Source organism: Brachybacterium endophyticum, from assembly GCF_003130585.1.
Lineage (GTDB): Bacteria > Actinomycetota > Actinomycetes > Actinomycetales > Dermabacteraceae > Brachybacterium > Brachybacterium endophyticum.
In genome coordinates, this window is the sequence record NZ_QFKX01000003.1 from 61,529 (window position 1) to 85,509 (window position 23,981).

The 23,981-nt window shown below is 71.4% G+C and carries 27 protein-coding genes; 12 read left to right on the forward strand and 15 right to left on the reverse strand.

Features of this window, described 5'->3' with window-relative positions; genetic code table 11:
• Positions 1–8 precede the first annotated feature (8 nt).
• A complete protein-coding gene (locus DEO23_RS09145) occupies positions 9–1,322 on the reverse strand; it encodes an MFS transporter (protein ID WP_109275725.1) in 1,314 nt (437 codons plus the stop codon).
• A gap of 243 nt (positions 1,323–1,565) precedes the next feature.
• Positions 1,566–2,000 carry a VOC family protein gene (locus DEO23_RS09150; RefSeq protein WP_109275726.1) on the reverse strand — a complete coding sequence of 145 codons (435 nt, stop codon included), beginning with the start codon at positions 1,998–2,000 and terminating at the stop codon, positions 1,566–1,568.
• 169 nt (positions 2,001–2,169) lie between these two features.
• On the opposite strand from DEO23_RS09150, the gene DEO23_RS09155 reads away from it, so the two are divergent.
• A complete protein-coding gene (locus DEO23_RS09155; protein WP_109275727.1) occupies positions 2,170–2,625 on the forward strand; it encodes an SRPBCC domain-containing protein in 456 nt (151 codons plus the stop codon).
• Complete coding sequence (locus DEO23_RS09160; protein ID WP_165831791.1) at positions 2,618–3,004, forward strand: ArsR/SmtB family transcription factor; 387 nt, start codon at positions 2,618–2,620, stop codon at positions 3,002–3,004. Before DEO23_RS09155 ends, DEO23_RS09160 begins: the two co-directional genes overlap by 8 nt.
• Positions 3,005–3,008: 4 nt before the next feature.
• On the opposite strand, the gene larC is transcribed toward DEO23_RS09160, so the two are convergent.
• Positions 3,009–3,974 carry a nickel insertion protein gene (gene larC, locus DEO23_RS09165; protein WP_109275729.1) on the reverse strand — a complete coding sequence of 322 codons (966 nt, stop codon included), beginning with the start codon at positions 3,972–3,974 and terminating at the stop codon, positions 3,009–3,011.
• A 90-nt stretch (positions 3,975–4,064) separates the two neighbouring features.
• Here larC and DEO23_RS09170 point away from each other — a divergent pair, with 90 nt between their 5' ends.
• Positions 4,065–4,472, forward strand: coding sequence for a VOC family protein (locus DEO23_RS09170; protein ID WP_109275730.1), 408 nt, complete (start codon positions 4,065–4,067; stop codon positions 4,470–4,472).
• Between the two features lie 22 nt (positions 4,473–4,494).
• Here DEO23_RS09170 and DEO23_RS09175 read toward each other — a convergent pair whose 3' ends face one another.
• Positions 4,495–5,277 carry a DUF3472 domain-containing protein gene (locus tag DEO23_RS09175; protein WP_109275731.1) on the reverse strand — a complete coding sequence of 261 codons (783 nt, stop codon included), beginning with the start codon at positions 5,275–5,277 and terminating at the stop codon, positions 4,495–4,497.
• Positions 5,278–5,537: 260 nt separating this feature from the next.
• Entirely contained in the window at positions 5,538–6,500 is a 963-nt protein-coding gene (locus tag DEO23_RS09180) for an aldo/keto reductase (RefSeq protein WP_109275732.1), read from the reverse strand.
• Positions 6,501–6,674: 174 nt separating this feature from the next.
• On the opposite strand from DEO23_RS09180, the gene DEO23_RS09185 reads away from it, so the two are divergent.
• The 3 genes from DEO23_RS09185 to DEO23_RS09195 all read left to right on the forward strand — a co-directional run bounded on the left by DEO23_RS09185 (position 6,675) and on the right by DEO23_RS09195 (position 10,008).
• On the forward strand, positions 6,675–7,214 hold the full coding sequence (locus DEO23_RS09185) for a GNAT family N-acetyltransferase (protein ID WP_109275733.1): 540 nt from the start codon (positions 6,675–6,677) through the stop codon (positions 7,212–7,214).
• 128 nt (positions 7,215–7,342) lie between these two features.
• Positions 7,343–8,800: a glycoside-pentoside-hexuronide (GPH):cation symporter gene (locus DEO23_RS09190; protein WP_109275734.1), complete on the forward strand. Its 1,458-nt coding sequence runs from the start codon at positions 7,343–7,345 to the stop codon at positions 8,798–8,800.
• A gap of 182 nt (positions 8,801–8,982) precedes the next feature.
• Entirely contained in the window at positions 8,983–10,008 is a 1,026-nt protein-coding gene (locus tag DEO23_RS09195) for a LacI family DNA-binding transcriptional regulator (RefSeq protein ID WP_109275735.1), read from the forward strand.
• A gap of 49 nt (positions 10,009–10,057) precedes the next feature.
• On the opposite strand, the gene DEO23_RS09200 is transcribed toward DEO23_RS09195, so the two are convergent.
• The 5 genes from DEO23_RS09200 to DEO23_RS09220 all read right to left on the reverse strand — a co-directional run bounded on the left by DEO23_RS09200 (position 10,058) and on the right by DEO23_RS09220 (position 13,920).
• Positions 10,058–11,548, reverse strand: a complete 1,491-nt coding sequence (locus DEO23_RS09200) for a gluconokinase (RefSeq protein WP_109275736.1) — start codon at positions 11,546–11,548, stop codon at positions 10,058–10,060.
• A 148-nt stretch (positions 11,549–11,696) separates the two neighbouring features.
• Positions 11,697–12,125, reverse strand: a complete 429-nt coding sequence (locus DEO23_RS09205; protein WP_109275737.1) for a type II toxin-antitoxin system VapC family toxin — start codon at positions 12,123–12,125, stop codon at positions 11,697–11,699.
• Positions 12,122–12,361 carry a type II toxin-antitoxin system Phd/YefM family antitoxin gene (locus DEO23_RS09210; RefSeq protein ID WP_109275738.1) on the reverse strand — a complete coding sequence of 80 codons (240 nt, stop codon included), beginning with the start codon at positions 12,359–12,361 and terminating at the stop codon, positions 12,122–12,124. The genes DEO23_RS09205 and DEO23_RS09210 overlap by 4 nt, the downstream gene beginning before the upstream one ends.
• A gap of 40 nt (positions 12,362–12,401) precedes the next feature.
• Entirely contained in the window at positions 12,402–12,932 is a 531-nt protein-coding gene (locus tag DEO23_RS09215; RefSeq protein ID WP_109275739.1) for an SRPBCC family protein, read from the reverse strand.
• Complete coding sequence (locus tag DEO23_RS09220) at positions 12,919–13,920, reverse strand: LysR family transcriptional regulator (protein WP_109275740.1); 1,002 nt, start codon at positions 13,918–13,920, stop codon at positions 12,919–12,921. Before DEO23_RS09220 ends, DEO23_RS09215 begins: the two co-directional genes overlap by 14 nt.
• Before the next feature lie 88 nt (positions 13,921–14,008).
• Between DEO23_RS09220 and DEO23_RS09225 the strand changes: the two genes are divergently transcribed.
• The gene (locus DEO23_RS09225) at positions 14,009–14,377 is read left to right on the forward strand and encodes a hypothetical protein (protein WP_133249859.1); all 369 of its coding nucleotides are present in this window, start codon (positions 14,009–14,011) and stop codon (positions 14,375–14,377) included.
• A gap of 101 nt (positions 14,378–14,478) precedes the next feature.
• Here the strand turns inward: DEO23_RS09225 and DEO23_RS09230 are convergent, their stop codons facing one another.
• Positions 14,479–18,141: a S41 family peptidase gene (locus DEO23_RS09230; RefSeq protein WP_109275742.1), complete on the reverse strand. Its 3,663-nt coding sequence runs from the start codon at positions 18,139–18,141 to the stop codon at positions 14,479–14,481.
• Positions 18,142–18,233: 92 nt separating this feature from the next.
• Here DEO23_RS09230 and DEO23_RS15955 point away from each other — a divergent pair, with 92 nt between their 5' ends.
• The gene (locus tag DEO23_RS15955; RefSeq protein ID WP_133249860.1) at positions 18,234–18,446 is read left to right on the forward strand and encodes a hypothetical protein; all 213 of its coding nucleotides are present in this window, start codon (positions 18,234–18,236) and stop codon (positions 18,444–18,446) included.
• Positions 18,447–18,465: 19 nt separating this feature from the next.
• On the opposite strand, the gene DEO23_RS09235 is transcribed toward DEO23_RS15955, so the two are convergent.
• The 4 genes from DEO23_RS09235 to DEO23_RS09250 all read right to left on the reverse strand — a co-directional run bounded on the left by DEO23_RS09235 (position 18,466) and on the right by DEO23_RS09250 (position 21,184).
• On the reverse strand, positions 18,466–19,107 hold the full coding sequence (locus DEO23_RS09235; protein WP_109275743.1) for an NADPH-dependent F420 reductase: 642 nt from the start codon (positions 19,105–19,107) through the stop codon (positions 18,466–18,468).
• Between the two features lie 77 nt (positions 19,108–19,184).
• A complete protein-coding gene (locus DEO23_RS09240; RefSeq protein WP_240613329.1) occupies positions 19,185–20,150 on the reverse strand; it encodes an exodeoxyribonuclease III in 966 nt (321 codons plus the stop codon).
• A complete protein-coding gene (locus tag DEO23_RS09245) occupies positions 20,147–20,674 on the reverse strand; it encodes an NUDIX hydrolase (protein ID WP_109275744.1) in 528 nt (175 codons plus the stop codon). Before DEO23_RS09245 ends, DEO23_RS09240 begins: the two co-directional genes overlap by 4 nt.
• A 33-nt stretch (positions 20,675–20,707) precedes the next feature.
• Complete coding sequence (locus DEO23_RS09250) at positions 20,708–21,184, reverse strand: DUF2000 domain-containing protein (protein WP_109275745.1); 477 nt, start codon at positions 21,182–21,184, stop codon at positions 20,708–20,710.
• 48 nt (positions 21,185–21,232) lie between these two features.
• On the opposite strand from DEO23_RS09250, the gene DEO23_RS09255 reads away from it, so the two are divergent.
• The 4 genes from DEO23_RS09255 to DEO23_RS09270 all read left to right on the forward strand — a co-directional run bounded on the left by DEO23_RS09255 (position 21,233) and on the right by DEO23_RS09270 (position 23,890).
• The gene (locus tag DEO23_RS09255) at positions 21,233–22,012 is read left to right on the forward strand and encodes an AraC family transcriptional regulator (RefSeq protein WP_109275746.1); all 780 of its coding nucleotides are present in this window, start codon (positions 21,233–21,235) and stop codon (positions 22,010–22,012) included.
• Positions 22,013–22,110: 98 nt separating this feature from the next.
• Positions 22,111–22,404, forward strand: a complete 294-nt coding sequence (locus tag DEO23_RS09260) for a DUF1905 domain-containing protein (protein WP_109275747.1) — start codon at positions 22,111–22,113, stop codon at positions 22,402–22,404.
• A 74-nt stretch (positions 22,405–22,478) separates the two neighbouring features.
• Positions 22,479–22,841 carry an ArsR/SmtB family transcription factor gene (locus tag DEO23_RS09265; RefSeq protein WP_109275748.1) on the forward strand — a complete coding sequence of 121 codons (363 nt, stop codon included), beginning with the start codon at positions 22,479–22,481 and terminating at the stop codon, positions 22,839–22,841.
• Positions 22,841–23,890 carry a cation diffusion facilitator family transporter gene (locus tag DEO23_RS09270; protein ID WP_109275971.1) on the forward strand — a complete coding sequence of 350 codons (1,050 nt, stop codon included), beginning with the start codon at positions 22,841–22,843 and terminating at the stop codon, positions 23,888–23,890. Before DEO23_RS09265 ends, DEO23_RS09270 begins: the two co-directional genes overlap by 1 nt.
• Positions 23,891–23,981 lie beyond the last annotated feature (91 nt).

Sequence of the window (23,981 nt, forward strand, 5' to 3'; positions counted from 1 at the left end):
GCCTGCGTTCACCAGCCCTTGGGCACCCGGTACCGCGTGAACTGCGGGACGAGCACACCGCAGGCGACGACGCCGATGACCACCAGGGCCCCGCCGAGCACCACGGTGAGCGGGGCCCCGAGCGCGTCGGCCGTGGCGCCGTGGACGACGTCCGCGAAGCGCGGGCCCCCCGCGACGACCACCAGGAACACTCCCTGCAGGCGGCCGCGGACCGCATCCGAGGCGGCGCCCTGCAGCATGGTCTGGCGGAAGACCATCGAGATCATGTCGGCCACGCCGCCGGCGGCCATGAAGGCCACCGCGATCGCGAGCCAGGGCATGGCCTTCCCGCCGGCCACCCAGGTGGCGCCGCCGAAGCCCATCACCACCACGCCCCAGGCGCCGACCGCGACCAGCACCGCGAGCCCCACGCGGTGCACACGGCCGAGCCACCCCGAGAAGATCCCGCCCAGCAGGGCGCCGGCCGCCATCGCGACCGAGAGCGCCGCGAACTCCATGCCGCCCTGGGCGGGCCCGCCGAAGCTCTGGTCCGCAAGCTGCGGGTACAGCGATCGGGGCATCCCGAACACCATCGCGATGAGGTCAACCGCGAAGCTGACCAGCAGGATCTTGTGCTTCCAGGTGTAGACGAAACCGTCGAGGACGCTGCGCAGGTCCGGTCGGGAGATCGCGCCCTCGGGCCGCAGCGCGGGCAGGCGGATCACCGCCCACAGGGTGGCCAGCAGGCACACGGTGTCGATCACGTAGAGCAGCGAGAAGCCCAGGAAGGGCAGCAGCGCTCCGCCGACGAGCGGACCCGCGATGGCGCCGAACTGGCCGACGGTCATGTTCAGGGCGTTCGCCGCGGGCAGCTGCGCGCGCGGGACGATCGAGGGGATGAGCGCGGTGCGCGCGGGCTGGTTGACCGCGAAGAAGGCCTGCTGGGCGGCGAAGATCCCCAGGATCACCCACACGTCGCGCACGTGCAGCAGGGCCTGCAGGGCGAACAGGCCGCTGGTGAGGATGAGGCCCAGCGTCGTGACCAGGAGGATCTTGCGGCGGTCGAAGGCATCGGCGATCGCCCCGCCCCACAGGCCCAGGACGACCAGCGGCACCAGGCCGAACAGTCCGGTCAGACCGACATACAGCGAGCTGCCCGTGAGCGACCAGATCTGCGCAGGCACCGTGATGATCGTGATCTGCGCACCGATGACGGTGATGATGTTGGCCTGCCACAGCCGCCGGAAGTGCTGGTTCTCCAGCGGCCGGGTATCGGCGAAGAGACCGCGAGCGCGCGAGCGGAGGGTGCGCGGGGCCGCGGAGGAAGACGGTGCGGAGACGATCGGCGTCTCCGTCGTCGGAGTCTCCGTGGTCGGATCCGGGGGATCATGAGGGTCGACGGTGGGCGTGGCGGATCCTTCGGGAGCTGAGCGGGACGGGACGAGCGGGCGGCGGCATGCTGCAGCCCCCGCGATCGACGATCACGGGGGCCGAGAAGCTGCGGTCCTCGCACGATGCTAACCGCGCTCGATACCGATGGTGAGGTCCGGAGTTCCGCTGTGCGCAGGGGAACAGGCGTGCTGCTCTCAGCCCTGCTCACCCTGCGACGCGCTGATGTTCACCTGCCAGACGATCCCGAAGCGATCGGTGAAGGACCCGTAGACGTCGCCCCACATCTGCTTCTCGAGCGGCATCGCGATCGTCCCGCCCACCGAGAGCTTCTCGTAGGCGCTGCGCAGCACCGCCTCGTCATCGCCCATGAGCGAGAGTGTCACGTTGTTGCCCTCGCGGTGGTCGGGGCCCATGCCCTCGATGACGTCGGAGACGTAGAGCCTGATCAGGTCGGTGACCTCGAGCGAACCGTGCATGATCTTGTCGGCGTTCGGATCGCCCTCGGGGACGGCGTGGAACTCGCCGAAGGTGGCGAACTGCGGGGTCGTGCCGAGCGCCTCGCCGTAGAACTCGAAGGCCTCGCGCGAGGTGCCGGGGAAGTTCAGATAGGGATGGAGTGCTGCGGGCATGACGTCCTCCTCGACGTCGGCGCCGGCCGTGTACCGACGACGTGCTCTGCATCGTAGATGCGGGGTGGGACAGGCGCGACGGGATCGGCCGGGATCCGGGCCGCGGCAGCGGGGCGGGATACGGCGATGGTGTTGACAGACGACGACAACGAGGCAACCATAAGGTTGCATGAACGCCATGAGAGACGCGATCCGACGCAGCGTCGAGATCCACGCACCGATCCAGCGGGTGTGGGAGCTGGTCTCCGAACCGGGCTGGTGGATCAACCAGGGTGAGCTCGTGCAGCACCGGATCGAGTACGACGGTGACACCTGCGTCGTGCACGACGAGGCGCTCGGCGCGTTCCCCCTGGGGATCGACGTGCTCGAGCCGCCGCATCGGGCGGTCTTCACGTGGCTGGCCGGGGAGCAGGGCGGCGAGGGGGCGCGCACGCGCACCGAGTTCGTCCTCGAGGAGAACGAGCCCGGCACCGTCGTGCTCACCGTCACCGAATCGGGCTTCGCCGCCATGACGCCCGAGCAGTACCGGCGCACGTACGACGACAACGTCGAGGGCTGGGAGCTCGAACTGGGCGTGGCGCGCGATGCCCTGGAGGGGGCCGGCCAGGAGCGTGCCGGTGCCTGAGCCCGCCGACATGGTGAGGACCGACGTGCTGAAGGCGCTCGCCGATCCCGTGCGCCTGCAGATCATGGATCGTCTCGCGGCGCAGCCCTGCGGCGTCAGCGAGCTCTCGCGCTCGCTGCCGATCACCCGCCAGGGCACGGCGAAGCACCTCACCGTGCTGCGTCGCGCCGGGCTCGTCCGGAGCGATCACGGACCGTCGGGCGAGAGCTACCGCGTCGTGCCCGCCCGCGTCGACGAGACCGCCCGGACGCTCGCGCGGGCGGCGGACAGGTGGACGACGCAGCTGTCCCTTCTGAAGGCCGCGGCGGAGGGCGGCAGGGTCGACGGCGTGCAGGATGACGATGCCGTCGAGGATCCTGACGGGCCGGCACCGCGCTGACGACCTAGTCGGTGGATGGCAGAGCGCGGTGTCCCCGCGCTGCCCCGGGCCCGTCGTCCGGGGGGCCCGCGGGGTAGGTGCCCAGGAGCACGCGCACCACGTTCGCCCGTTCGGGCGTGTCCTGGAGGCCTGCACCCACGCCCACGGCCGCGAGGGTGATCGGGGGCAACGGCCCCGACGTGCGGGCGAGGGTGCGCACCAGGGCGATGCCGGTGCGCGCGGAGAGCTGCTCCCTCGCCTCGGTGCGGGGGTCGGGACGGCCCGAGGCCACGGCCTCCTGCAGGGAGTGCGAATGGCCGACGCCGTCCCCGGCGACCACGTGCTGCAGGTGCCGCACTCCGTAGGGGTCCTGGTAGGCGTGCGTGTGGACCGGACCGTCCGTGGTCCCGTCCTCGCTGCGGGCGAGCAGACGTTCGGGGCCGACGGCGATCTCGCTGACCGTGGCCTCGCCGATCCCGAGCCGGCGCCAGGCCTCGCAGGCCCCGATCACGCTCGCGAGCTCCTCGAGCACCTCTGCCTGGTGCTCGGCGGGGTCCTCGGCGTCGGCCAGGAGCGAGACGGCCTCCAGGGCGAGCTCGAGCGTGCGTGCAGGGGCCGCGGCCCGGTGCTGGGCGTCGGCGAGCACGGAGCGTGCTTCCGACCAGGTGCGAGGTGCCGCCTCCGCGCCCGCGCACTCCAGGGCGACCAGGGTCGTCTGCTGACCCGAGCGGTGGACGGAGTGCGAGGTCAGGCGCACGGCGGCCGGAAGGAGCGCATCCGTCACGGCCTCGACGCCGCCGAGATCCGCTCCGGCTCCCACGAGCGCCCCCAGCAGCATCGGGCCGGAGACGCCCGCCGCGGCGTCGATGTACGCGTGCCGCTCGGCGAGCGCCTCGGTGGGCTCCGCAGCAGGCCGCCGCACCAGGCTCGCGGGGGCGCGATCGGCATCGGTCGGGGGACCGGCTGTGGGGGCATCCGGCTCTTCCGTCATATCTGGATGTTAGTCGGCGCAGCTGGGATGCCGGACCCTGGCCCGGCCCGTCACCGCGCCGTAAGGTGAGCGACGGAGCAAGGAGGCCCCATGACCTATCCCGTGCTCATCAGCACCGCTCTCGACGCCCGCGACCCCCGAGGCCTTGCCGAGTTCTACTGCGAACTGCTCGGACTCCACTACCGCGAGGGGGGCGAGCCTCCCACCGAGGGGCCCGACGACACCGACTGGCTGGTCCTGCTCGACGAGCAGGACCGACGCATCGTCGCCATCCAGGAGAAGACCGACCTGCGCCCCTCGACCTGGCCCAGCGAGGAGATCCCCATGCAGGCGCACATGGACTTCGCCGTCCCCGACGCCGAGGAGCTCGAGGCCCAGCGCGAGCGGGCCGAACGGCTGGGTGCGCGGCTGCTCATGGACCGGTCCGGGGATCCCGACGAACCGCTGTACGTGATGGGGGACCCGGAAGGGCACCCGTTCTGCCTGCTGGTGTGGTGAGGTCGGCGATCGGCGGTCCGACTCAGAGCCAGCCGCGCGAGATCCTCACGGCGCCGTCGTGGACGCTCGAGGAGTAGTTCGCCTGGTCGAGGCACGCGCCGTACTCCTTCGGCGCGTCGGCCCGTCCTGTGAGCCGCCCCGTGCTGGGACGACCGACGGTGGCGTCGATGCGCTGGATCCCCTCGCATGTGCCCGAGTAGTTCCAGTAGTTCTCCACGAAGCCCACCTGCGAGTTCCGGAGCTTGCCGCTGCCCGCGGGCAGCGTGTACTCCCCGATCAGGTGGCGCTTCCCGGTCACGGAGTCGATGACGCTGCCGCTCCAGGTGTTCGCCGCGGTCCTGCGCACCTCGAGGTCGTAGGTGCGGCCGTAGACGGCGTCGAAGTCGACGGCGCAGCTGACACCCTCACCGCCGTCGGCGCCCTCGGTGCAGGTCGAGCTCGTCGACGTGGTGCCGGCGATGAAGCTCGAGAACACGCCGTGCAGTCGAGCCCTGCCGTCCTCGTCCTTGCGCGGCTGCAGGCCCATGTAGCCGATGTCGTCCTGCCCGGTGAAGGCGTACTGGGTGGCGACGTAGCTGCCGTCGACGTGGTCGGAGTCGGTGTGGATCCGCATCGGCATGGTCAGGCTGGTCATCCCGGAGGCCGGAGCGTCCGGGATCTCCCAGGAGTAGCTGACGTTGCCGCCGAACGGCTGGGACTCCTCGGCTGCTCCAGCGGCGGCGGGAGCGAGCAGGGGCGCGACGAGCACGCCCGCCAGGGCAGCGGCGAGAGCCGGCAGGCGGCGCAGGACGGTGGTGGGGGCCATGGGATCTCCTCGGGACGGAGGAGCTCGGATCGGGGCGGCGGTGCCTCGTGGGCCGGGCGGTATCGGTGCCCCCGGCCGTTCCGGGCTTCCTGGGCTGGTGGACCGCTCCCGAGTGTAAAACGAATCACAGCGCTCGTCGAGCGATCCCAGGATCATCCGGGACGTCGACCTATGTGCGAGCGACCACGACACCGGGACGGGCCGCTGCGCGCCCCTGACATGGCACGAACACCACGACGGGAGCGCGACGGCGCCCGACCTCACCAGGCGTAGGCCTCCGGTGCCGGTCCTCCGGGGCCGGGGAAGATCTCGTCGAGCGCTGCGAGGTCCTCGTCCGAGAGGGAGATGTCGACGGCGTCGATCGCCGAGTCCAGTTGCTCCATCGTGCGGGGCCCGATGATGGGGCCCAGCACGCCCGGGCGGTGCAGCAGCCAGGCGAGGGCCGCCTGGCCCGGTGTCAGGTCGCGTTCGGAGCAGAACTCCTCCCACTTCCCGAGCTGGTCGTTCAGGCCCTCGGAGTCGAAGCGGGTGTTCGCGTTCTGGCGGCGCACGCCCTTCTCGCTGCGCCCGCCGAGCTTGCCGCCGGCCAGCGGCGACCAGGGGATCACGCCGAGGCCGTAGTGCTCCGCGGCGGGCAGCACCTCGAGCTCGACGTGCCGTGAGAGCAGGTTGTACAGGGACTGCTCGGAGACCAGACCCAGCCCGTGGCGGGCGCGTGCGGCCTCCGAGGCCTGGGCGATGTGCCAGCCCGCGAAGTTCGAGGAGCCCACGTAGCTGATCTTGCCCTGTGCGACCAGCACCTCCATCGCCTGCCAGATCTCGTCCCACGGGGCCGACCGGTCCACGTGGTGCATCTGGTAGAGGTCGATGTGGTCGGTCTGCAGGCGGCGCAGGGAGGCGTCCACCGCGCGGCGGATGTTCAGCGCCGAGAGCCCGCGGTCGTTCCGGCCGGGCCCCATCTCGCCGAACACCTTGGTGGCCAGCACGATCTCCTCCCGACGACCGGAACGAGCGAGCCATCGGCCGACGATCTCCTCGGTCCAGCCGCGATGCTCCTTCCCGCCGTAGACGTTCGCGGTGTCGAAGAAGGTCACCCCCTGCTCCAGGGCGCGGTCCATGATCGCGAAGGCGTCGTCCTCGGCGGTGTGCGGGCCGAAGTTCATGGTGCCGAGGACGAGGCGGGAGACCGTCGCGCCGGTGCGGCCGAGCTGGGAGTACTGCATTGCTGATCACTCCTCGTGGTCGGCGGCGTCGCCCGTGGCGACCGTGTCCCGCCGCGTCGGAGCCTATGCCTGGCGCATGTCAGGTGACCAGGGACGGTCGAGGGGTGGCCGGGGGCGTCCCGCGGCCGCCCCCGGTCCGGTGGCGGCAACGGCCACCGTCCTACGCTTGCTGCTGTGAGCGACGCACGGCTGATCCGCCCCGCCAGTCCCCAGGACGCCGCGTCCTGCGCGGCGATCTACGCGCACTACGTCCGCGATACCGCGGTCAGTTTCGAGACCGAGCCGCCGAGCGAGCAGGAGATGGCCCGCCGCATCGAGACGTCGACCGCGCGCTACGCCTGGCTGGTCCTCGAGGAGGAGGGCGCCGTCGTGGGCTTCGCCTTCGCCGGCGCGTTCCGGCCCCGCGAGGCGTACCGCTTCACCTGCGAGGTGAGTGTCTATCTCGAGACCGAGCATCGTGGAGCCGGTCGCGGCAGGGCCCTCTACGACGCGCTCCTGCCGCGGCTGCGCGAGCGCGGTTACCGCCGTGCGATCGCCGTCGTCGCCCAGCCCAACCCGGCGAGCGACCGTCTGCACGAACGTCTCGGCTTCACCCGTGTCGGCGTACTGGAAAACGTCGGGCGGAAGCATGGCGCCTGGCACGACGTCGCCTGGTTCCAGCTCGACCTGATCGGCGGGGAGGATCCGGACGAGGAGCCCGACGAGCCGCGCTGAGGCGCGTCGCCGCTGGCAGGCTGCGGCCCCGTCTGCGGCCTCTGGCAACCTCCGGCACGTTCTCGGCCCGGCAGGAGGCTGATCGCACACTCCTTGATGCGAGTGACCATCGCATCGAAGGAGATGACATGACTCAGCCACATCCCGTCGGCCCGGACGGCTCCTCGCCCGAAGCGCTGCGCGCCGCCCGCCCCGATCCTCGTGCCGCGATGGCCCGCCTGCCCTTCCGCACCGTGTTCGCGTACGGCGCGGGAGACGCCGGCTGCAACACCGCCTTCGCCTTCGCCGGCAACTTCCTGCCGCTGTACTTCATCACCGTGCTGGGCCTGCCCGCGAGCGTGGTCGCGACGATCTCGCTGGTCGTGCTGATCTGGGACGCCTTCGCCGACGTGATCGCCGGGCGCGTCGTCGACTCGACCATGACGCGCTTCGGCAAGTTCCGGCCCTTCATCCTGTTCGGCAGTCTGCCGCTGATGATCCTGACCGTCCTGCTGTTCACCATCCCCCACATGGGATCGCAGGGACTCACCGCCATCGTCGCCGCCGTCATCTACGCGGTCTGGGGTCTGGTCTACTCGATGATCAACATCCCCTACGGCTCCCTCGCCCCCGCCATCACCCAGGTCGCCGAGGACCGCGGCAAGCTCGGTGCCGCCCGCACCTACGGCGGCCAGATCATCACCCTGCTGCTCGTTCTCGTGATCTCCCCGCAGATCAACCAGCACGAGGGTGACGCCGACGCCCTCCAGACCTCCATCACGATCAGCGCGCTGGGCTTCCTGGTGCTGGGGATGATCCTGTTCATGGTCTGCTTCTTCGGCGTCCGCGAGCGAGTGTTCCGCGAGACCCCGAAGCTCAGCGTCCGCCAGTCCCTGCGGGTGATCCGCACCAACCGCCCGCTCGCCTTCCTGTGCGCCTCGAGCGTGATCTTCCTGGGCGGCATGTACGGGATGCAGGCCGTCGCCGCGTTCTTCACGAGCTTCGTGCTGGGCGATGCGACCCTGTTCATCTGGCTCACCCTCGCCGGGGTGGTCGCGAACCTCGTGATCGCGCCCTTCGCCCCCAGGATCATCGCGAGCATCGGCAAGCGCCGCGGCTATCTGCTGGGCTGCGCGAGCTTCATCCTCGGCGGGATCGTCCTGCTCGTCCTCGGGCACTCCTTCCCGTTCGCGCTGCTGGGCTACTTCTTCACCAACCTCGGCGTGGGCCTGAACAACACGCTGATGTGGGCCCTGGAGGGGGACACCGTCGAGTACGGCGAGTGGAAGAACGACGACCGCGCCGAGGGCGCCACCTACTCGCTGTTCTCCTTCGCCCGAAAGATGAGCCAGGCCCTGGGGCGCTACCTCGCCCTGAGCTTCATCGCCCTGTTCGGCTTCATGGAGGGCTCGGACGCGGCGGCGACCGCCACCAACACCTCCGACCACGTGCGACTGGGGCTGTCGCTCGTGATGGGCGGACTGCCGATCCTGATGGGGCTGCTCTCCGCGCTGGTCATGAAGTTCTACCCGATCGACGAGAAGACCTTCAGCACCATGGTCGAGGATCTGCACGAGCGGCGCGAGGAGGAGGCGGTCGCCGGCTGATCCCCCGTCCTCCGCCCGATCCTGCGCGGTTCGCGCCCCGGTCCCGGCGGTATCCTGGGCCGTACTGACGGGCACGACATCCAGGGCGCGGCAGGAGGCCTCCGCACCAGGTCCCCGCGCGATCCGACCTGGCCGTCCCGCCGAGTGCAGCAACGGCGCGAGCAGGCACAGGAAGGGACAGGATGGCGGAGAAGGAGAGCGTCACCATCTACGACGTGGCCCGCGAGGTGGGCTGCGCACCGAGCACCGTCTCGCGCGCCTTCTCCCGGCCCGGTCGCGTCAGCGCCGCCACCCACGCCAAGGTCATGGAGGCCGCGCGCCGCCTGGGCTACCGCGTCGAGGCCCCCGACCAGCAGGAGCGCACCGGCCGGCAGGGTCGGCTCGGCGTCGCCACCCCGGACCTGTCCAACCCCTACTTCGCCGAGGTCCTCACGGGCATGCAGGAGGCCGCGCACGCCGCCGAGTACCTGCCGATCCTGCTGGACTCCGGTGAGGACGAGGACCGCGAGCGCGCCGCTCTCGAGCGCTCCCTCGAGGTGGTCGACGGGATCGTGCTGACGGGGACCCGGCTCTCGGACGCGACCCTGCTGCAGCTCGCGAAGCGGGTGCCGATGATGGTGCTGAACCGCCGGGTCGCGGGGCTCGACTCCGTCACACCCGACTACGAGCACGGCATGAGCCAGGCGATGGCGCATCTCGAGTCCCACCAGGTGCGCACCGTGACCTACGTGGCGGGCCCGGCGAACTCCTGGTCCGACGGTGAGCGCTGGCGCTCGGCCCGCACCCGGGCCGCCGAGCACGGCATCCGCGTGAACCGGATCGGGCCCTTCCCGCCGACCTCCCGGGGTGGCGAGGACGCCTACGCCGAGCTCGTCGAGTCCACCCGCGCCGCCGGTGAGCCGCTGCCCGAGGGCGTCATCTGCTACAACGACCTGCAGGCCCTGGGGCTCCTGGTCGCGGCTTTGCGCGACGGTGTGCGCGTGCCGCAGGAGCTCTCGGTGATCGGGCACGACGACATTCCCCTGTCCCGCCTGGTCGGCGCGGGGCTGACCACCGTCGCGGCCCCGAAGCGCGAGCAGGGCAGGGCGGCCGTGGACCGGATCGTGCGGCGCATCCGCCAGCCCTCCAGCATCAAGGGCCCCGTCGAGGGCGCCCTGCCCGTGCGCCTCGTGGTCCGGGGCAGCACCGGGCCCAGCGGGCGGCGGTGAGGATCGAAGGAGCGCGCTTCAGGGGAGAACGTCGTGCACCCAGGGGGTTTCACGCCACGTCGGCGAGGACCTCGAAGCGCCGCAGGCGCTCGCGGTAGTAGTCCGCGTGCTCGGCGACGGGATCGACGGTGTTCAGCACCGGGATCGTCGCGCGTTCCACGTCGGGAGCGGTCTGCTCGAGGGCGAGCAGGGCGGCGCCGCGCATGGTGGAACGCGAGATGGCGACGTGGTCGATCGGGATCTGCAGGGCGTCGGCCAGCAGGTGCAGCCACGCCGGCACGTTCTCGGTCATACCGCCGGACAGCACGATCCGCTGGGGCTCGCCGCCGATGGTGCGCAGCTGGTCGGCGATGCGCAGGTAGGACAGGGCGAGGCCCTCGAGGCTGCCGCGCAGCAGGTCCTCCGCGGTGGTGGAGGAGGAGACGTTGGCGAACACCGCCCGCGCGCTGTCGCGCCACATGGTGCCGCGCTCGCCGGAGAGGAACGGGACCACGAGCGGGACCCCGCCGTCGGGCGCGGCGCTCAGCAGGGACGTGGTGTCGATCGTGCTGACGTCCTCGGGGATCGCGAAGCGCGTGCGGGCGAAGTCGAGCACCCGTCCGCAGTCGCTCATGGCCGAGCCGACCAGGGTGCGGGCGGCATCGACCCGGTAGGCCCACAGGCCCTCGGGGAGGCGGCCGGTGTCGGTGTCCAGGAGCTGGCGGATCGCGCCGGAGGTCGCGGTCGAGATGCCCCAGGTGCCGGGGCCGACGGCGCCGATGCCGATGTTGGCCGTCAGGCCGTCGCCCACCACCGGGATCCAGGTCGCGCCTGCGAGCACGGGGATGCGCTGGGCGAGCTTCGTGCCCTCGACCGGGATGCCCTGCGAGGGGTCGAGCGGTGCGGCCAGGGTGTCGGGGTCGACGCCCGCCGCCTCGACGAGCTCGGGCACGTACTCGCCGGTGCGGCGGTCGATCATGCCGCCCCACGCGGCCGAGGCGGTGCCCAGCGCGCCCGTGCCCAGCAGCTTCAGGGCCACGTACTCGCCGAGCGCCATGAAGTGCTTCGCGCGGGAGAACACGTCGGGGTGCTGCTCGCGCAGCCAGCGCAGACGGGGCGTGTTGTACGAGGAGTGCAGGCGCGCTCCGGTGAGGTCGTGCAGCGCGGTCGGGTCCAGCTCGTCGCGCAAGGCGGTGACCTGGTCGCGGCAGCGGGTGTCGGCGTAGGTGATGCACGGGGTGATCGCGGCGCCGGAGTCGTCGACGGCGATCAGCGAGGAGGCGAAGGTGTCGACACCGATGCCGACCACCGGGCCGGGAAGGTTCCCCTCCAGCACGGCCTCCATCGCGGTGCACAGCTCCTCGACGACCTGGTCGGCGTCGATCGTGGAGGTGCCATCGGCCGAGGTCGTGAACTGGTGCTCGACCTTGTGGTGGCGCGTGCCGACCTCGCGACCGGAGGCGTCGTAGACGGCGGCGCGGCTGCCGCCGGAGCCCACGTCCAGGCCGACGACGAACGGGCCGACGGCGTCGTCGGACGGAGTGGCGAAGCGCGGGGTCACTGATCCTCCAGCAGGTGGGCGGCGCGGTGCATGCGGTCCGACGATGGGCGGACCGCGTGAACGGGGTCCCCGCAAGGATAGGGAGGTGAGGGCCTGTGGCGTGGAAGCGGCCACCAGTTGCCGCGTGGTCAGGACATGCAGGTGCCGCTCACGCCTCGCGAGGTGACCATGGATCGAGCAACGCCACCCCTGTGGGCGCGAAGTCGGACGTGTTGCGGGTGACGACGGTGAGGCCGTGGACCATGGCGGTCGCGGCGATCAGGGCGTCGCGTTCCGGGCGCTGATCCGGGACGTGAAGATGTGCGGCCCTCCGTGCGACATGGACGTCCACGGGAAGGATGCGGCGCGAGAACACCTCCAGGACCTGTTCCTCGAGCCAGACGCGCAGGCGGTCTGCTTGCTCGGGGTTCCGGCGGGCGTGGCGGGCGATGCCGAGCTCGATCTCCAGGATGGTGATGGCCGACAGATGCAGCTCCTGGGGGAGCCTCGTCGAGGCCCAGCTGTTCACCCCTGTGTCCATCCGATGCTGTGGCTTGCGGAGCTCGCTGATCACGTTCGTGTCGAGCAGGAAGGTCACAGCTCGGGGTGCTTCAGGTCCAGCGAGACGGCATCGAACTCGATCTCGATCTCGTCCTCCATGCTGAGCCGGTGCACGATGTCCACCCTCGGCTCGTCGAGACGCCGGTACTCGTCGATGGTCAGCAATACGAAAGCGGGCTCACCGCGGTCGGTGATGACGACAGGGCCATCCGTGGCGGCGCGTTTGGCCGCGCTCACGTCCTGATTGAACTGACGGGAACTGATCGTGGGCATCTCGTACCTCCGATGTAGGTATGTACCTACAGTACGCCGCTCACGCCGTCGGCGTCTGCCCGTCGGGATGACCGAACTGCTCGGCGTAGCGGGCGCGCAGCTCCTCCCAGCCGTGCTCCATCGCCTCCATGCCCACGATCCGCGGCTGGTCCAGGCCGCTCAGCTGGGCGTCGAGCACCGCCAGGCACACCTGCCAGCCGGCCGCGAAGTACTGGGCCTGCTCGAGCTCAGGCAGGCTCACCTGGATGTCGAGCCGGCCCTCCTCGATCAGCCAGCCCATCGTCGCCTCGCCCCAGCGGTGGGTCAGGGCGTGCTGTCCGGCGGTGGCCAGCACATCGGCCGTGACCGGGTCCTCATCGGGGTTCTCGCGGCTGAGGGCGGGGCCCACCTCGGTGAGCGGCCGGTCGGGAACCACGGGTGACCAGCGTGCGAGGTGCTCGGGGTCGGTGATCGCGTCCCAGAGCTGCTGCTCGGTGCCGGCGATGTCGACCTCGAGGATCAGGGTGCCCTCGGCGATCTCGGCGCGCACCGGCAGCTCGCGGATACGGGTGTCGATGTCAGGTGAGGGCATGGATCCTCCTGGTCTCGGGGGCCGGTGCGGGTGCGGCGAGCGTGGCGGGTCGGGCGGTGGTCGGGGCGTTCAGATGGACCACGCCGGGGATGTCCCGGGCGCGCAGCTCGGCGATCTCGTGGAGCCGCTCGACGATGAAGCAGGTCGCGGGGTTGCGGGCGACCGTGCGACGCACCTGCACGCTGATCCGGCGGCGCGGCGCGGGTGGCGAGAGCGGGATCGCGACCACGTCCGGGCGCATGTCCTGGGCGATCACCGAGGGCTGCACGCTGATGTACTCGCCGGTGGCCACGAAGCCCAGCACGGTCGCGTAGTCGTTGGGGTTGATCTCGACGCACGGTGTGAACCCTGCGGCGCGGCAGGCCGAGAGGATCCTGCCGAACCAGGAGGACTCCGGGGGATCGTCGGTCGCCCAGGACTCCTCGGCGAGCTCCTTGAGGGGCACCTCGGAGGCCCCGGCGAGGCGGTGGTCGGCACCGACCAGCGCGACATAGCCCTCCTCGAGGATGTCGTGGGTGACCCACTCGGCGCTGTTCGGCCGCTGGACCCCCTCGCCGACGACGATGTCCATTCCCGCTTGGAGCAGGTCCTCGCAGCTGCAGTCGCGCAGGATCAGGTCGAGCCCGAGATCGGGGAAGGCGCGTCGCACGTCGCGGGAGAGCTCGGGGACCCACGAGGCGGCCAGAGAGCTCGCGTACCCCAGGCGGAGCGAGCCGGTGAGACCGCTCGAGAGGTCCTTGACCGTGCGATCCAGGGCATCCAGCGCATCGAGGGCCGCGCCGGCCTCCTTCGCGAGCGCGATCCCGTGCGGGGTGACCGTGATGCCGCGCCCCGAGCGCTCGACGAGCTCGAGGCCGGTCTCCCGGCGCAGGGAGGTCAGATGCTGGCTGACGGCCGACGGGGTGTAGCCGAGCGCCTCGGCGCTGGCGCGGATGCTGCCGGTCTCCACGACGGAGCGCAGGACGCGGAGCTTCTGGGGATCGAGCATGCGGTCAGCCTAGAACCATCAGCAGAACTGAACAATAGGGAAGAAACATTCGCTGGTGCTTTCGGGTCGGCAGGGCCAGGCTCGACCCATGAACGCATTGATCCTCGGACTGTTCCTCGTCCTGCTCATCGCCGCCGTCTCCGTCGCGATCGGCGCCCTCGGGCGCGTCGTCCTCGGCCTGCTCTTCCCTGCTCCCGCTCCCGGCCCCGACGACGACCCCCGTTGGGTGCGGCCGGGGGAGGGCGCTCGAATCGGGCGTGCCCGCACGCCGGGGGAGGCCTTCGAGCGCGGCAGCACATCGATCGCTCGCACCCTGAGGCCCGACGCCACCGTCCCGGTCGCCCGCCTCGCGCAGAGCCCCGAGTCTCGGCGGGTCGAGGGGGCGGAGGGGCCCGACCGCCCCGCGACGACGGGCCCTGTCGGGACGGCGGTCGACCGGATCGCCGTGCGGTTCTGACGGACTCTCGATGGATCGAGCCAAGCCGAATCACCGGCGGGTGGCGGTAGAGGTGGCGCGAGGTCAGGTGCTCGCCGTGCTCGGGGCGCTGATCTCCCCGATCAGTCGCTCGCGCTCCCGAACCGCGCCGGGGGCAGCGGCGGAGCGCTCGCCGCAGGGGTCTGCTCCAGCGTCGCCAGCGCCTCGTGGATCCCCCGGCTGAGCTGCGGGTCGTTGCCCGCGAGCCACTCGCTCGGCGGGAAGGGCACCTCGATGTCGGGATCCACCCCGTAGTTCTCGATGCTCCAGTCCACCCCGGCGAACCAGCTCGCGTACTTCGGCTCGGTCACGCCGGTGCCGTCGACGAGGTCGAAGCGGCCGTCGATGCCGATCACGCCGCCCCACGTGCGGGTGCCGATCAGCGGGCCGATGTCCATCGCCTTGGCGACCGCGCCCACGATGTCGCCGTCGGACCCGGCCTCCTGGTTGGTCACGAACACCACCGGGCCGCGCGGCGCGAAGGCCGGATACGTCGAGGGACGCTCGCCGCGCGGGTAGTCCCACGAGACCACGGTGCGGGCCAGACGGTCGGTGACCAGCTGCGAGGTGTGGCCGCCGCTGTTGTAGCGCACGTCCACCACGAGGCCCTCCTTCTGGCTGGCCTCGCGCAGGTCACGGTGCATCTGCGCCCAGCCGCTGGAGACCATGTCGGGGATGTGCAGGTAGCCCAGGCGTCCACCCGACTCCTCGGCCACGACGGCACGACGGGAGGCGACCCAGTCCTGGTAGCGCAGCTGCGACTCGTCGGCCAGCGGCGTGACGACCACGCGCCGGCGCTCGCCCTCGCGCTCGAGGACCAGCTCGGTCGGGGTGTCCTCGAAGCCCGCCAGCAGAGGACCGGCGCCGAGTGCGACGTCCACGGGGCGGCCGCCGATCTGCACGATCGCATCGCCCTCCTGAGCGGCGACGCCCGGGGCCAGCAGCGGCGAGCGGGCGTCGGGGTCCGAGGAGTCCCCGCGCAGGATCCGGTCGATGACCAGGCGGTCCCCGTCGGCCGAGAGGTCTGCGCCCAGCAGGCCGGGGGCGGCGCCCTTCTCGCGCACGCCGGGCGGGACCATGACGTAGGCGTGGCTGGTGCCGAGCTCGGCGACGACCTCCCACATCATGTCCGAGAAGTCGTCGATCGTGACCAGGCGCTCGACGACCTCGTCGTACCAGGAGACCATCGCGTGCCAGTCCTGGCCGTCCATGTCGGGACGCCAGTACTGCTGCGCCATGATCCGGTAGTTGTCCCACAGCATCCCGCGGCGCTCGAGTACCGGGTCCACCCGCAGGCTCAGACGGTCCAGATCGATCGTGATGCGCGCGGGGTCGTCGTCCTCGACCTTGCGGTCCGCCGGGATCTGCACGAGGTCATCGCCCTGGCGGGTGACCAGCTGCTTGCCGTCGCCGGAGACCCAGAGGTCGCTCACGCCCTCGGCGAGCACGGTGACCTTGCGGTCGGCGAAGCTCCACTGCTCGAGCGTCGGCCCGGGCTCCTCGCCCTCCGCCCCGGCGCGGGTCGAGCCCAGCACGCCCTCGGCGGGATGGCGCAGCCAGACCACACCGCCCGCGACGGCCTGGAGGTGGGAGAAGTGGCCGGAGGGGACCGGGAAGGGCACCATCCGCTCCTCGGTCGCCTCGAGGTCGATCCGCGTGTGCGGCGGACGGTCGGCCTCCTGGGCTCCGGCCGCGCGGGTCGCGCTCGCCGGGGCCGACGGGTCCGAGGGGGTGGAGTCGTGGGCGCCGTGCGTCGCGCCGCTGCCCGACGCCGTGCCGGCTCCGCCCTCGCCGGACGTGCCCGCGTCGCTCCCGTGCTTCTCGCCGGCGGCCTCACCGGGCTTCTCCTCGGCGCCGCCGGGCTCCCAGCCGTCGGCGTCGGGGCCGAAGGGATCGCGCGTCGTGCGCTCCAGGGGCAGCAGGAACGGACGCTCGGAGTCCACGAAGGAGAGGTCGAAGACGAGGTCGTCGTACTGGGTCTCGAAGGTGCGGGCCGAGACGAAGGCGAGGTGCTTGCCGTCGGCCGTGAAGGTCGGCGAGCTCTCCAGGAAGGTGCCGCTGGAGATCGCCCGGCCCGTCGGCTCGGCGTCGTCGACCTCGGAGACCATGAGGCGGGAGACGAACTCGCTGGCCGGTTCCGCCCACACCAGGAAGCGGGAGTCCGGTGACCAGGCGAGGTCGCGGATCTCGCCACCGCTTGAGCGGCCGACCTCGCGCACCGAGTCCAGCTGCGGGGACTGCGGGTGGTCCTCGCTCGTGGTGGCGTCCTTCCCGCTGGTGGTGGCCGGATCGGTGATCCCGCGCAGGGTCACCACGCGCACCACGTAGTCCTGCGTGGCGATCGCGACGTGGGTGCCGTCGGGCGAGGGGACGGCGTGCAGGATGCGGCCGACGGGCCCGAGGTCGAACGTGATCTGCTCGCCCTCGGCGTCCAGGCGTCGCAGGGCCAGGGCGTCCGAGCCCGTACGGCCCGGGTATGCGTCGGGGTCGGTGCGGTCGCCCTGGGCGAGCTCGTCGGTGACGACCACGGCGAAGGGCGTGCGGCCCAGCGGCGCCGCCTCCCGGAAGCGCAGCCCGCTCTCGCCGGCGAGCAGCCGCGAAGGTCCACCGCGGTGGGTGAGGGTGTGGGCGGAGCCCCGCCATTCGACGACGCTCGCACGGGCATCGAAGGTGGGGCGCATCGCCAGCAGGTTGCGGTGCGGGTCGGCGGAGCGCTCGCGGCGGGCGGCGCCGACACCCGCGACGATCACCGGGATCTCCCGGGGCGAGCCCTCGAGCCCGTCCATCGTGAACAGCCGACCGCGGGAGGCGAAGACGATCGAGGAGCCGTCGGTCGCGGGATCCCGCAGGTAGCCCTCGGCGCTGGTGAGCGTGGTGTGGGAGCGCAGGTCGGAGCCGTCCAGGGCCACCGACCACAGGTTGCCGCTCGCGCGGTCGGTGATCGCCGCGTCCTCCCCCGGGGTGTCCGAGGCGAAGATCAGTCGGTCGCCGAGGAAGGCGATGCGGGTCTTGCTGGCCAGCAGGTCGTCGCGCAGCGCCTCCCACGAGCGCGAGGCGTGCTGGTCGTGCGGGGCGTCGATGTCGAGGCTCTCGCGACTGATCCACAGCCGCGCCGCAGTGCCGCCCTGGTAGTGCTTCCAGGTCACGGGCTCCTTGCGCCACATGGTCGCGACCACCGTGGTGCCTGTGCCCTCGTGAACGGCGACCTCGCTGGCGCGGCCGTAGGGGAGGAGCTCGGCATGTCCCTCGGCGTCGAGCGCCCACAGCTGCGCGTCGCGCGAGGCCAGGGTCGCGCCGTGGCCGGTGGTGACGATGATGCGCCCGTCGGCCAGCCAGCCCGCGACGCGGGTGTGGCGGTTGGCCCACCAGGTGAGGCGACGGGCCGCATCGGTGCCGTCGATCCCGACCAGGTGCACCTCGGGCTGGCCGGAGGCCCGCGACGTGTAGGCGACACGGGTGCCGTCGGGGGAGATGCGCGGGTAGGCGACAGGATGCCCGTCATCGCTCAGCTGCCAGGCGTGACCCCCGCTGCGCGGCGCCGCCCAGACGGCGTTCGCCGCGGTGAACACCACCAGGTCGCCGTGGACGTCGGGGTAGCGCAGGTACGCGGTGCCGGCGCCCGCGGACGCACCCCCGTGGAACGAGGAGCTGGCCGCGGGGATCCCCCGGTGGCTGCGCGTCCCGGCAGAGGCACGCGGGGAGGTCGAGGAGCTTCCGGTGGGCACGGCGGCGGGCGTCGATCGCATGCGCTCCAGCCTAGGCGCGCCGGGTGGCGATCGGGGCTGGATCGGGGCGGGATCGGTCCGCTCCCACCGGGTCCCTGGCTACGGTGGGAGACATGTCTGCAGATCTGAGAAGGCCCTCCGGTGCCGTGACGGGGATGATCGTCGTGTTCACGGTCATGCTCGCCTACAGCGTCCACCTCTCCGGGAACCTCAAGGTGACGATCGCGCTGCTCGGCGTCCTGCTGGCCCTCGTCGTCCGCGACCGGCTCCGCCTGCGCGAGTACCGGCAGGACCACGAGTTCGACGAGGACGCCTCCGAGGCCTGAGCGGGGCGCTCCTGCGCTCTCAGCCCTCGCGCTCGGCCCTGGCGAGGTTGTCGCGCAGCTCCTGGACGTTCTGGCGCACCACGTACGCCGGACGGTCACGCTCGACCCTCCAGGACTCGCTCAAGGGGCTGACGTCCACGGCATCGAAGCCGATCTCGTCGTACAGCCGGGTCACGAACTCGACCGCCTCGGGGTGATCGCTCGAGACCGCGATGGCGCGGCGGTCGGGCGTCCCCGCCGGGGCGACGTCGGTGGTGATGTCGGGGGCGTAGATGTGGTTGAACGCCTTGACGACCTTCGAGGTGGGCAGGCGGTCCTGGAGCAGCTGCGAGGTGGTGGTCTCGTTCGCGTCCAGCGCCGGGATCTGCCCGTCGCGCTCGGGGTAGTAGTTGTTGGTGTCCAGCACGATCTTGCCGGCGAGCGGCTCGACGGGCACCTGGTCGATCGCGTGCAGGGGGATGGTCACGACCACCACGTCCCCTGCCTCTCCCGCCTCCGCGGCCGTGGCCGCACGCGCTCCCGATCCGAGCTCCGCGACGAGATCCGAGAGGGTCTCGGGACCGCGGGAGTTCGCGATCACCACCTCGTAGCCCGCTCCCAGTGCCGCTCGCGCGACCTGGCTGCCGATCCTGCCTGCACCGATGATTCCGATCGTTGTCATGCCTCGTACAACGCGTGCGAGGGCGATCTGTTCCTCGGAGGGATGCGTCGGCGCGGGACAGGCAGGTGCCGGACCCCTCAGACCGAGTACTCCACCACCACCGGCGCATGGTCCGACAGCCGCGTGCCCGCCACCTCACGGTCCACGGCCGCCCAGTGGGCGCCGCGCGCCAGATGCGGGGTGGCCAGGTGGTAGTCGATGCGCCAGCCGGCGTCGCGCGCGAAGGACTGCCCGAGCCAGGACCACCACGAGTACGGGCCGTCCTGGTCGGGATGCAGGGAGCGCACCACGTCCACGAGCGTGCGCGGACCCAGCTGCCGTCCGAACCATTCGCGTTCCTCGGGCAGAAAGCCGTCGTTCTGCTGGTTCCGGCGCCAGGCCGCGAGGTCCTGGCGGGTGTGAGCGATGTTCAGGTCACCCATCAGCAGATACTCGCGTCCGGCTGCCGCGGCCGCCCGACGGGTCCGCGTGAGGTACGTCGAGAAGGCGGCCATGAACGCCATCTTCCGCGTGTAGCGGGCACCGCCGTCGGGCGCCTCCCGCATCCGCTCCGGGCGCTGCAGCTCAGCAGGGAGGCCTCCCTTGGGCAGATAGAGGCTCGCGATCGTCACCGGAGCCTCCGCGAGGTCGACCTCGATGTACCGCCCCTGATCGGCGAAGGGCAGCAGGCCCCGGGGGAGGACGACCCGGTCTCCCGCCGGAACCTCGGGGGCCGACGGGTTCGCGCCTGATGCCGACGGCTCCGCGAGGAGAGCGGCACCGCTCCAGGTGCGCACGGCGGCAGGCCGCTGCCGCGTCAGCACCGCGACCCCGTTGCGTCCGGGGATGCTCCCGGTGTCGAGTGCTGCGTGGTACTCGCCGAAGGCGCCGTCGGGCAGCTTCTCGGCCTGGGCCCGCACCTCCTGCAGGGCGATCACGTCGCACCCGCGCTCGCGCAGCCAGTCGTCGAAGCCGCGGCGCAGGGTCGCGCGGATGCCGTTGATGTTCACCGTCGCGACGCGCAGCGTGCTGTGCGGGACGCCGGACGTACCCAGCCCGGTCACCCCAGCACCGCCCTCGCGCCCTGCACTCGCCGTGCGCAGCCGGGCGCGAGACCGTCCGGCAAGGCGTCGACGGGGAACCAGCGCACGTCCCGGCTCTCCTTGCTGACCGTGAGAGCAGAAGCGGGGTCGGCGATCATCGTGAACCCGATGTCCCAGTGCGCGGCGCAGGTGAACCCTCCGGAGAGCTCGTGACGGTCCAGGTCCGTGATGCCCTCGCCGACCAGCTCGAGGTCGACGAGGCCGGACTCTTCGCCCGCCTCGCGCAGCGCCGCAGCCGCGAGGGAACGGTCCCCGTGTTCGAGGTGGCCGCCCACCTGCACCCAGAAGCCGCCCTTGCGGTGGAAGCACATCAGGGTCCGGTCGGCATCCGGGGAGAACACGAAGGCCGACGCGGTGAGGTGCTCGGGGCCCAGGCCCTTCCACAGCGCCTCCTCGCCCTTGTCCCGCACGAAGTCGAGGTAGGCCTCGCGCCTCGCCGATGCGGGAAGGGCCTGGAGCCGGGAGAGGACGTCGTCGCGGAGCATCGCACCATTGTCGCTGCGCGCCGCGACATCTCCTCACGCGTGCATCCGCGCTCCCTTCATCACCCGGTCCACACCGTTGCGCGGGCCGTGCACGGCCAGCCCCACCAGGTCCAGCTGCTCGGCGGGGACGTCGGCGACCGCCGCCCGGTTCGCCTCGTCGTGCCCGGTGGAGAACAGCTCCCGTGTGTAGACGGCCGTGGGCATCCCCCGCGAGATCGCCTTCGCACGCGCCTTCGTGAGGGTCTCGGCGCTCGCCGTCATCACCAGCACGGGCTGGCGGAGCATCGGCAGGTAGGGGGTGGCGTCCGCATCGGTGTACGGCTCGCCGACCATGCTCTCGTGGCGGGTCGCGATGCCGCTCATGAGGAACGCCGTCACGTTCAGCTCCTGCCAGGGCAGCAGGTCGTCCCGGAGGGCGACCACCACCTTGGTGTCGAAGCGGGGCGAGGCAGCGGCCTGCGTGGCGTCGGGATCGGCGGCAGGGTCTGTGGTCGAGATCTGTTCGGTCATGCGTCCACTCTGCGAGGTCGGGCGGACCCGGTCTTGTACGTTTGTTGCATGACCGAGACGGTCCGCGCCTGGCGCCCCGAGGTGCCCCTCCTGCAGGAGGTCCTGCACGCCCGGTTCGAGCACCACGTCTACCCTGCGCACACCCATGACTCCTGGAGCGTGCTGCTGATCGACGACGGCGCGGTCTCCTACGACCTGGACCGTCATGCGCACGAGGCGGTGCCGGCCGCGGTCACCCTGTTGCCCCCGCACGTCCCCCATGACGGCCGCACCGCCGTTCCCGGCGACCCCTTCCGCAAGCGGGTGCTCTACCTCGACCCCGAATGGTTGCCCGCCCACGCCGCTGATGCCGCCGCCCGCCACCCCATGCTGAGCACCCCGGAGATCGTCGGCGCCGTCGAGCGGATCCACGACGCGCTCGCCGCTCCGGGTGACGCGCTCACCGTCGAGGGTGAACTGCTGGGGCTCGCACAGCTGGTGCGGCCGCGCCTGGGCGAGAACGAGGAGACGACATCCGACCGGCCGCTCGCCCAGCGCCTGCGCCGACACCTGGACGACCGCTTCCGCGAGGCCTTCACGATCGCCGAGGTCGCCGAGGCCCTCGGTTCCAGTCGCGCCCATCTGGTGCGCGTGTTCTCGCAGGCCTACGGGATCGCGCCGCACCGTTACGTCGTCGGCCGACGGGTCGATTCCGCCCGCCGGCTGCTGCTGGACGGTTCCAGCCCCGCCGAGGCCGCGGCGGCATCGGGCTTCCACGACCAGGCGCATCTGACGCGCCACTTCCGACGGGTCCTGGGGACCACGCCGGGACGCTTCGTCGCCGCCTGATCCAGGACCGAGAGCACGATCAGCTCTTTTCCGGCGACGTCCGCGCGGAGATGCGGAAGTGCTCCCCGTGCTCGTCCCGCAGGGCGCATGCTGAGCTCGTGGACCTCTCCTTCGATGCCACCACGATCGCCTGGCGCGGCCCGGCGCCGTTCGTCTTCGCCCGCGTGCCCGAGGACGAGTCCGACCAGATCGCGGAGGTCGCCTCGCTGGTCACCTACGGCTGGGGCACGATCCCGGTGGTCGCGCGGATCGAGGGCGTCGAGTTCACGACCTCCCTGTTCCCCCGTGACGGCGTCTATCTGGTGCCGGTGAAGGTCGCCGTACAGAGGGCGACGGGGGTGGGCGTCGGCGACGACGTGCACGTCGAGCTGCACCTGGAGCTGCGCGGCTGAGGCGTCGAGGGCGGGCGAGCTCCGTCGCTGTCTCGCCTGGCGTGGTCGGCGACCTCTTATGCAATAATCTGCGTATGGACGCAGATAAGAAGATGTGTGGGTTGGATCCCGACAGTCAGTACGTCGAGCTCGCCGTCGAGGTCTTCACTCTCCTGGCCGATGCCACGCGCGTGCGCATCATCCTCGCGCTGCGCGCGAACGAAGAGCTCTCGGTCAATCACCTGGCCGACATCGTCGACAAGTCCCCGGCAGCGGTGTCCCAGCACCTGGCGAAGCTGCGCATGGCCCGGATCCTCTCGACGCGTCAGCAGGGCCAGCGGGTGTTCTACCGACTCGAGAACGAGCACGCGTCGCAGCTGGTCTCCGATGCGATCTTCCAGGCCGAGCACGCCGTTGCCGGCGGACAGGTCCCCGCGCACCACCACGAGGGGCGATGATGACCCATCGCCCCCGATCCTCCGCGCGCCGCGGGGACCACTCCCACGGGGACGTCCATCTCCACGGGCATGGGCACGCGCACGGGCACGACCATCCCGGCCACTCCCATCCGACAGGGGTCAGGGGTGTCCTCCACGGGATCTTCGTCCCGCACTCCCATGACGCGGCCGACTCCATCGACGATGCGATGGAGGCGCACTCCCAGGGGATCCGCGCCGTCAAGGTCAGTCTTGTCCTCATGCTCGTGACGACCGTCGTGCAAGCGGTCATCGTGGCATTCTCCGGTTCGGTCGCCCTGCTCGCGGACACGGTCCACAACCTCTCCGACGCACTCACGGCGGTGCCGCTGTGGATCGCGTTCGTCCTGTCTCGCCGGGTAGCGACACGTCGGTACACGTACGGCTTCAACCGGGCCGAGGACCTCGCAGGCCTCTTCATCGTGCTCATGATCGCGCTGTCGGCCGTCGTGGCGGCCGTCGAGGCCATCGATCGGATGGTCAGCCCGCGGCCGATGGAGAACATCGGCTGGGTCATCGCCGCGGGGGTCGTCGGCTTCCTCGGGAACGAGGCCGTCGCCGTCTACCGCATTCGCGTGGGACGCCGGATCGGGTCCGCTGCCCTGGTCGCCGACGGGATCCATGCGCGCACCGACGGCTTCACGTCCCTCGCGGTGGTCGCCGGCGGGATCGGGGTGCTGCTCGGGTTCCCCCTCGCCGATCCGATCGTGGGCCTTCTGATCTCCGCCATGATCGCCGTCCTTCTGGTCGGGACCGTGCGTTCGGTCGGGCGCCGCCTCATGGACGGGGTCGAACCGGAGCTCGTGGACCGTGCGGAACGCGCCCTCGGGGAGGTCATCGGCATCGACTCCGTCGACCGGGTGCGGATGCGGTGGATCGGGCACCGGCTCCATGGGGACGCGCTCGTCCGCACGTCGGCGACGACCCTCGTGGACGCCGACCGTCTGGCATCGACGGCCGAGGAGACGGTGAGGCAGCGGCTGCCGAACCTGGACGAGATCGCCGTCAGGGTGGTGGCCGTCGGCAGCTGACCATGAGCCAAGGGAGGCGGGGGCCCGCTGCCCTCGCGCATCCTGCATCTCGACCCGGAGGGCCCAGGGCGCCCCTCGCTCAGCGTGATGC

What these genes read in the sequence shown, in the direction of transcription:
- DEO23_RS09150 (WP_109275726.1), bottom strand. Translation starts at nt 2,000, where the DNA reads ATGCCCGCAGCACTCCATCCCTATCTGAACTTCCCCGGCACCTCGCGC.
- DEO23_RS09155 (WP_109275727.1), top strand. Translation starts at nt 2,170, where the DNA reads ATGAACGCCATGAGAGACGCGATCCGACGCAGCGTCGAGATCCACGCA.
- larC (WP_109275729.1), bottom strand. Translation starts at nt 3,974, where the DNA reads ATGACGGAAGAGCCGGATGCCCCCACAGCCGGTCCCCCGACCGATGCC.
- DEO23_RS09170 (WP_109275730.1), top strand. Translation starts at nt 4,065, where the DNA reads ATGACCTATCCCGTGCTCATCAGCACCGCTCTCGACGCCCGCGACCCC.
- DEO23_RS09175 (WP_109275731.1), bottom strand. Translation starts at nt 5,277, where the DNA reads ATGGCCCCCACCACCGTCCTGCGCCGCCTGCCGGCTCTCGCCGCTGCC.
- DEO23_RS09180 (WP_109275732.1), bottom strand. Translation starts at nt 6,500, where the DNA reads ATGCAGTACTCCCAGCTCGGCCGCACCGGCGCGACGGTCTCCCGCCTC.
- DEO23_RS09190 (WP_109275734.1), top strand. Translation starts at nt 7,343, where the DNA reads ATGACTCAGCCACATCCCGTCGGCCCGGACGGCTCCTCGCCCGAAGCG.
- DEO23_RS09195 (WP_109275735.1), top strand. Translation starts at nt 8,983, where the DNA reads ATGGCGGAGAAGGAGAGCGTCACCATCTACGACGTGGCCCGCGAGGTG.
- DEO23_RS09210 (WP_109275738.1), bottom strand. Translation starts at nt 12,361, where the DNA reads ATGCCCACGATCAGTTCCCGTCAGTTCAATCAGGACGTGAGCGCGGCC.
- DEO23_RS09215 (WP_109275739.1), bottom strand. Translation starts at nt 12,932, where the DNA reads ATGCCCTCACCTGACATCGACACCCGTATCCGCGAGCTGCCGGTGCGC.
- DEO23_RS09220 (WP_109275740.1), bottom strand. Translation starts at nt 13,920, where the DNA reads ATGCTCGATCCCCAGAAGCTCCGCGTCCTGCGCTCCGTCGTGGAGACC.
- DEO23_RS09225 (WP_133249859.1), top strand. Translation starts at nt 14,009, where the DNA reads ATGAACGCATTGATCCTCGGACTGTTCCTCGTCCTGCTCATCGCCGCC.
- DEO23_RS09230 (WP_109275742.1), bottom strand. Translation starts at nt 18,141, where the DNA reads ATGCGATCGACGCCCGCCGCCGTGCCCACCGGAAGCTCCTCGACCTCC.
- DEO23_RS15955 (WP_133249860.1), top strand. Translation starts at nt 18,234, where the DNA reads ATGTCTGCAGATCTGAGAAGGCCCTCCGGTGCCGTGACGGGGATGATC.
- DEO23_RS09235 (WP_109275743.1), bottom strand. Translation starts at nt 19,107, where the DNA reads ATGACAACGATCGGAATCATCGGTGCAGGCAGGATCGGCAGCCAGGTC.
- DEO23_RS09245 (WP_109275744.1), bottom strand. Translation starts at nt 20,674, where the DNA reads ATGCTCCGCGACGACGTCCTCTCCCGGCTCCAGGCCCTTCCCGCATCG.
- DEO23_RS09250 (WP_109275745.1), bottom strand. Translation starts at nt 21,184, where the DNA reads ATGACCGAACAGATCTCGACCACAGACCCTGCCGCCGATCCCGACGCC.
- DEO23_RS09255 (WP_109275746.1), top strand. Translation starts at nt 21,233, where the DNA reads ATGACCGAGACGGTCCGCGCCTGGCGCCCCGAGGTGCCCCTCCTGCAG.
- DEO23_RS09265 (WP_109275748.1), top strand. Translation starts at nt 22,479, where the DNA reads ATGGACGCAGATAAGAAGATGTGTGGGTTGGATCCCGACAGTCAGTAC.
- DEO23_RS09270 (WP_109275971.1), top strand. Translation starts at nt 22,841, where the DNA reads ATGACCCATCGCCCCCGATCCTCCGCGCGCCGCGGGGACCACTCCCAC.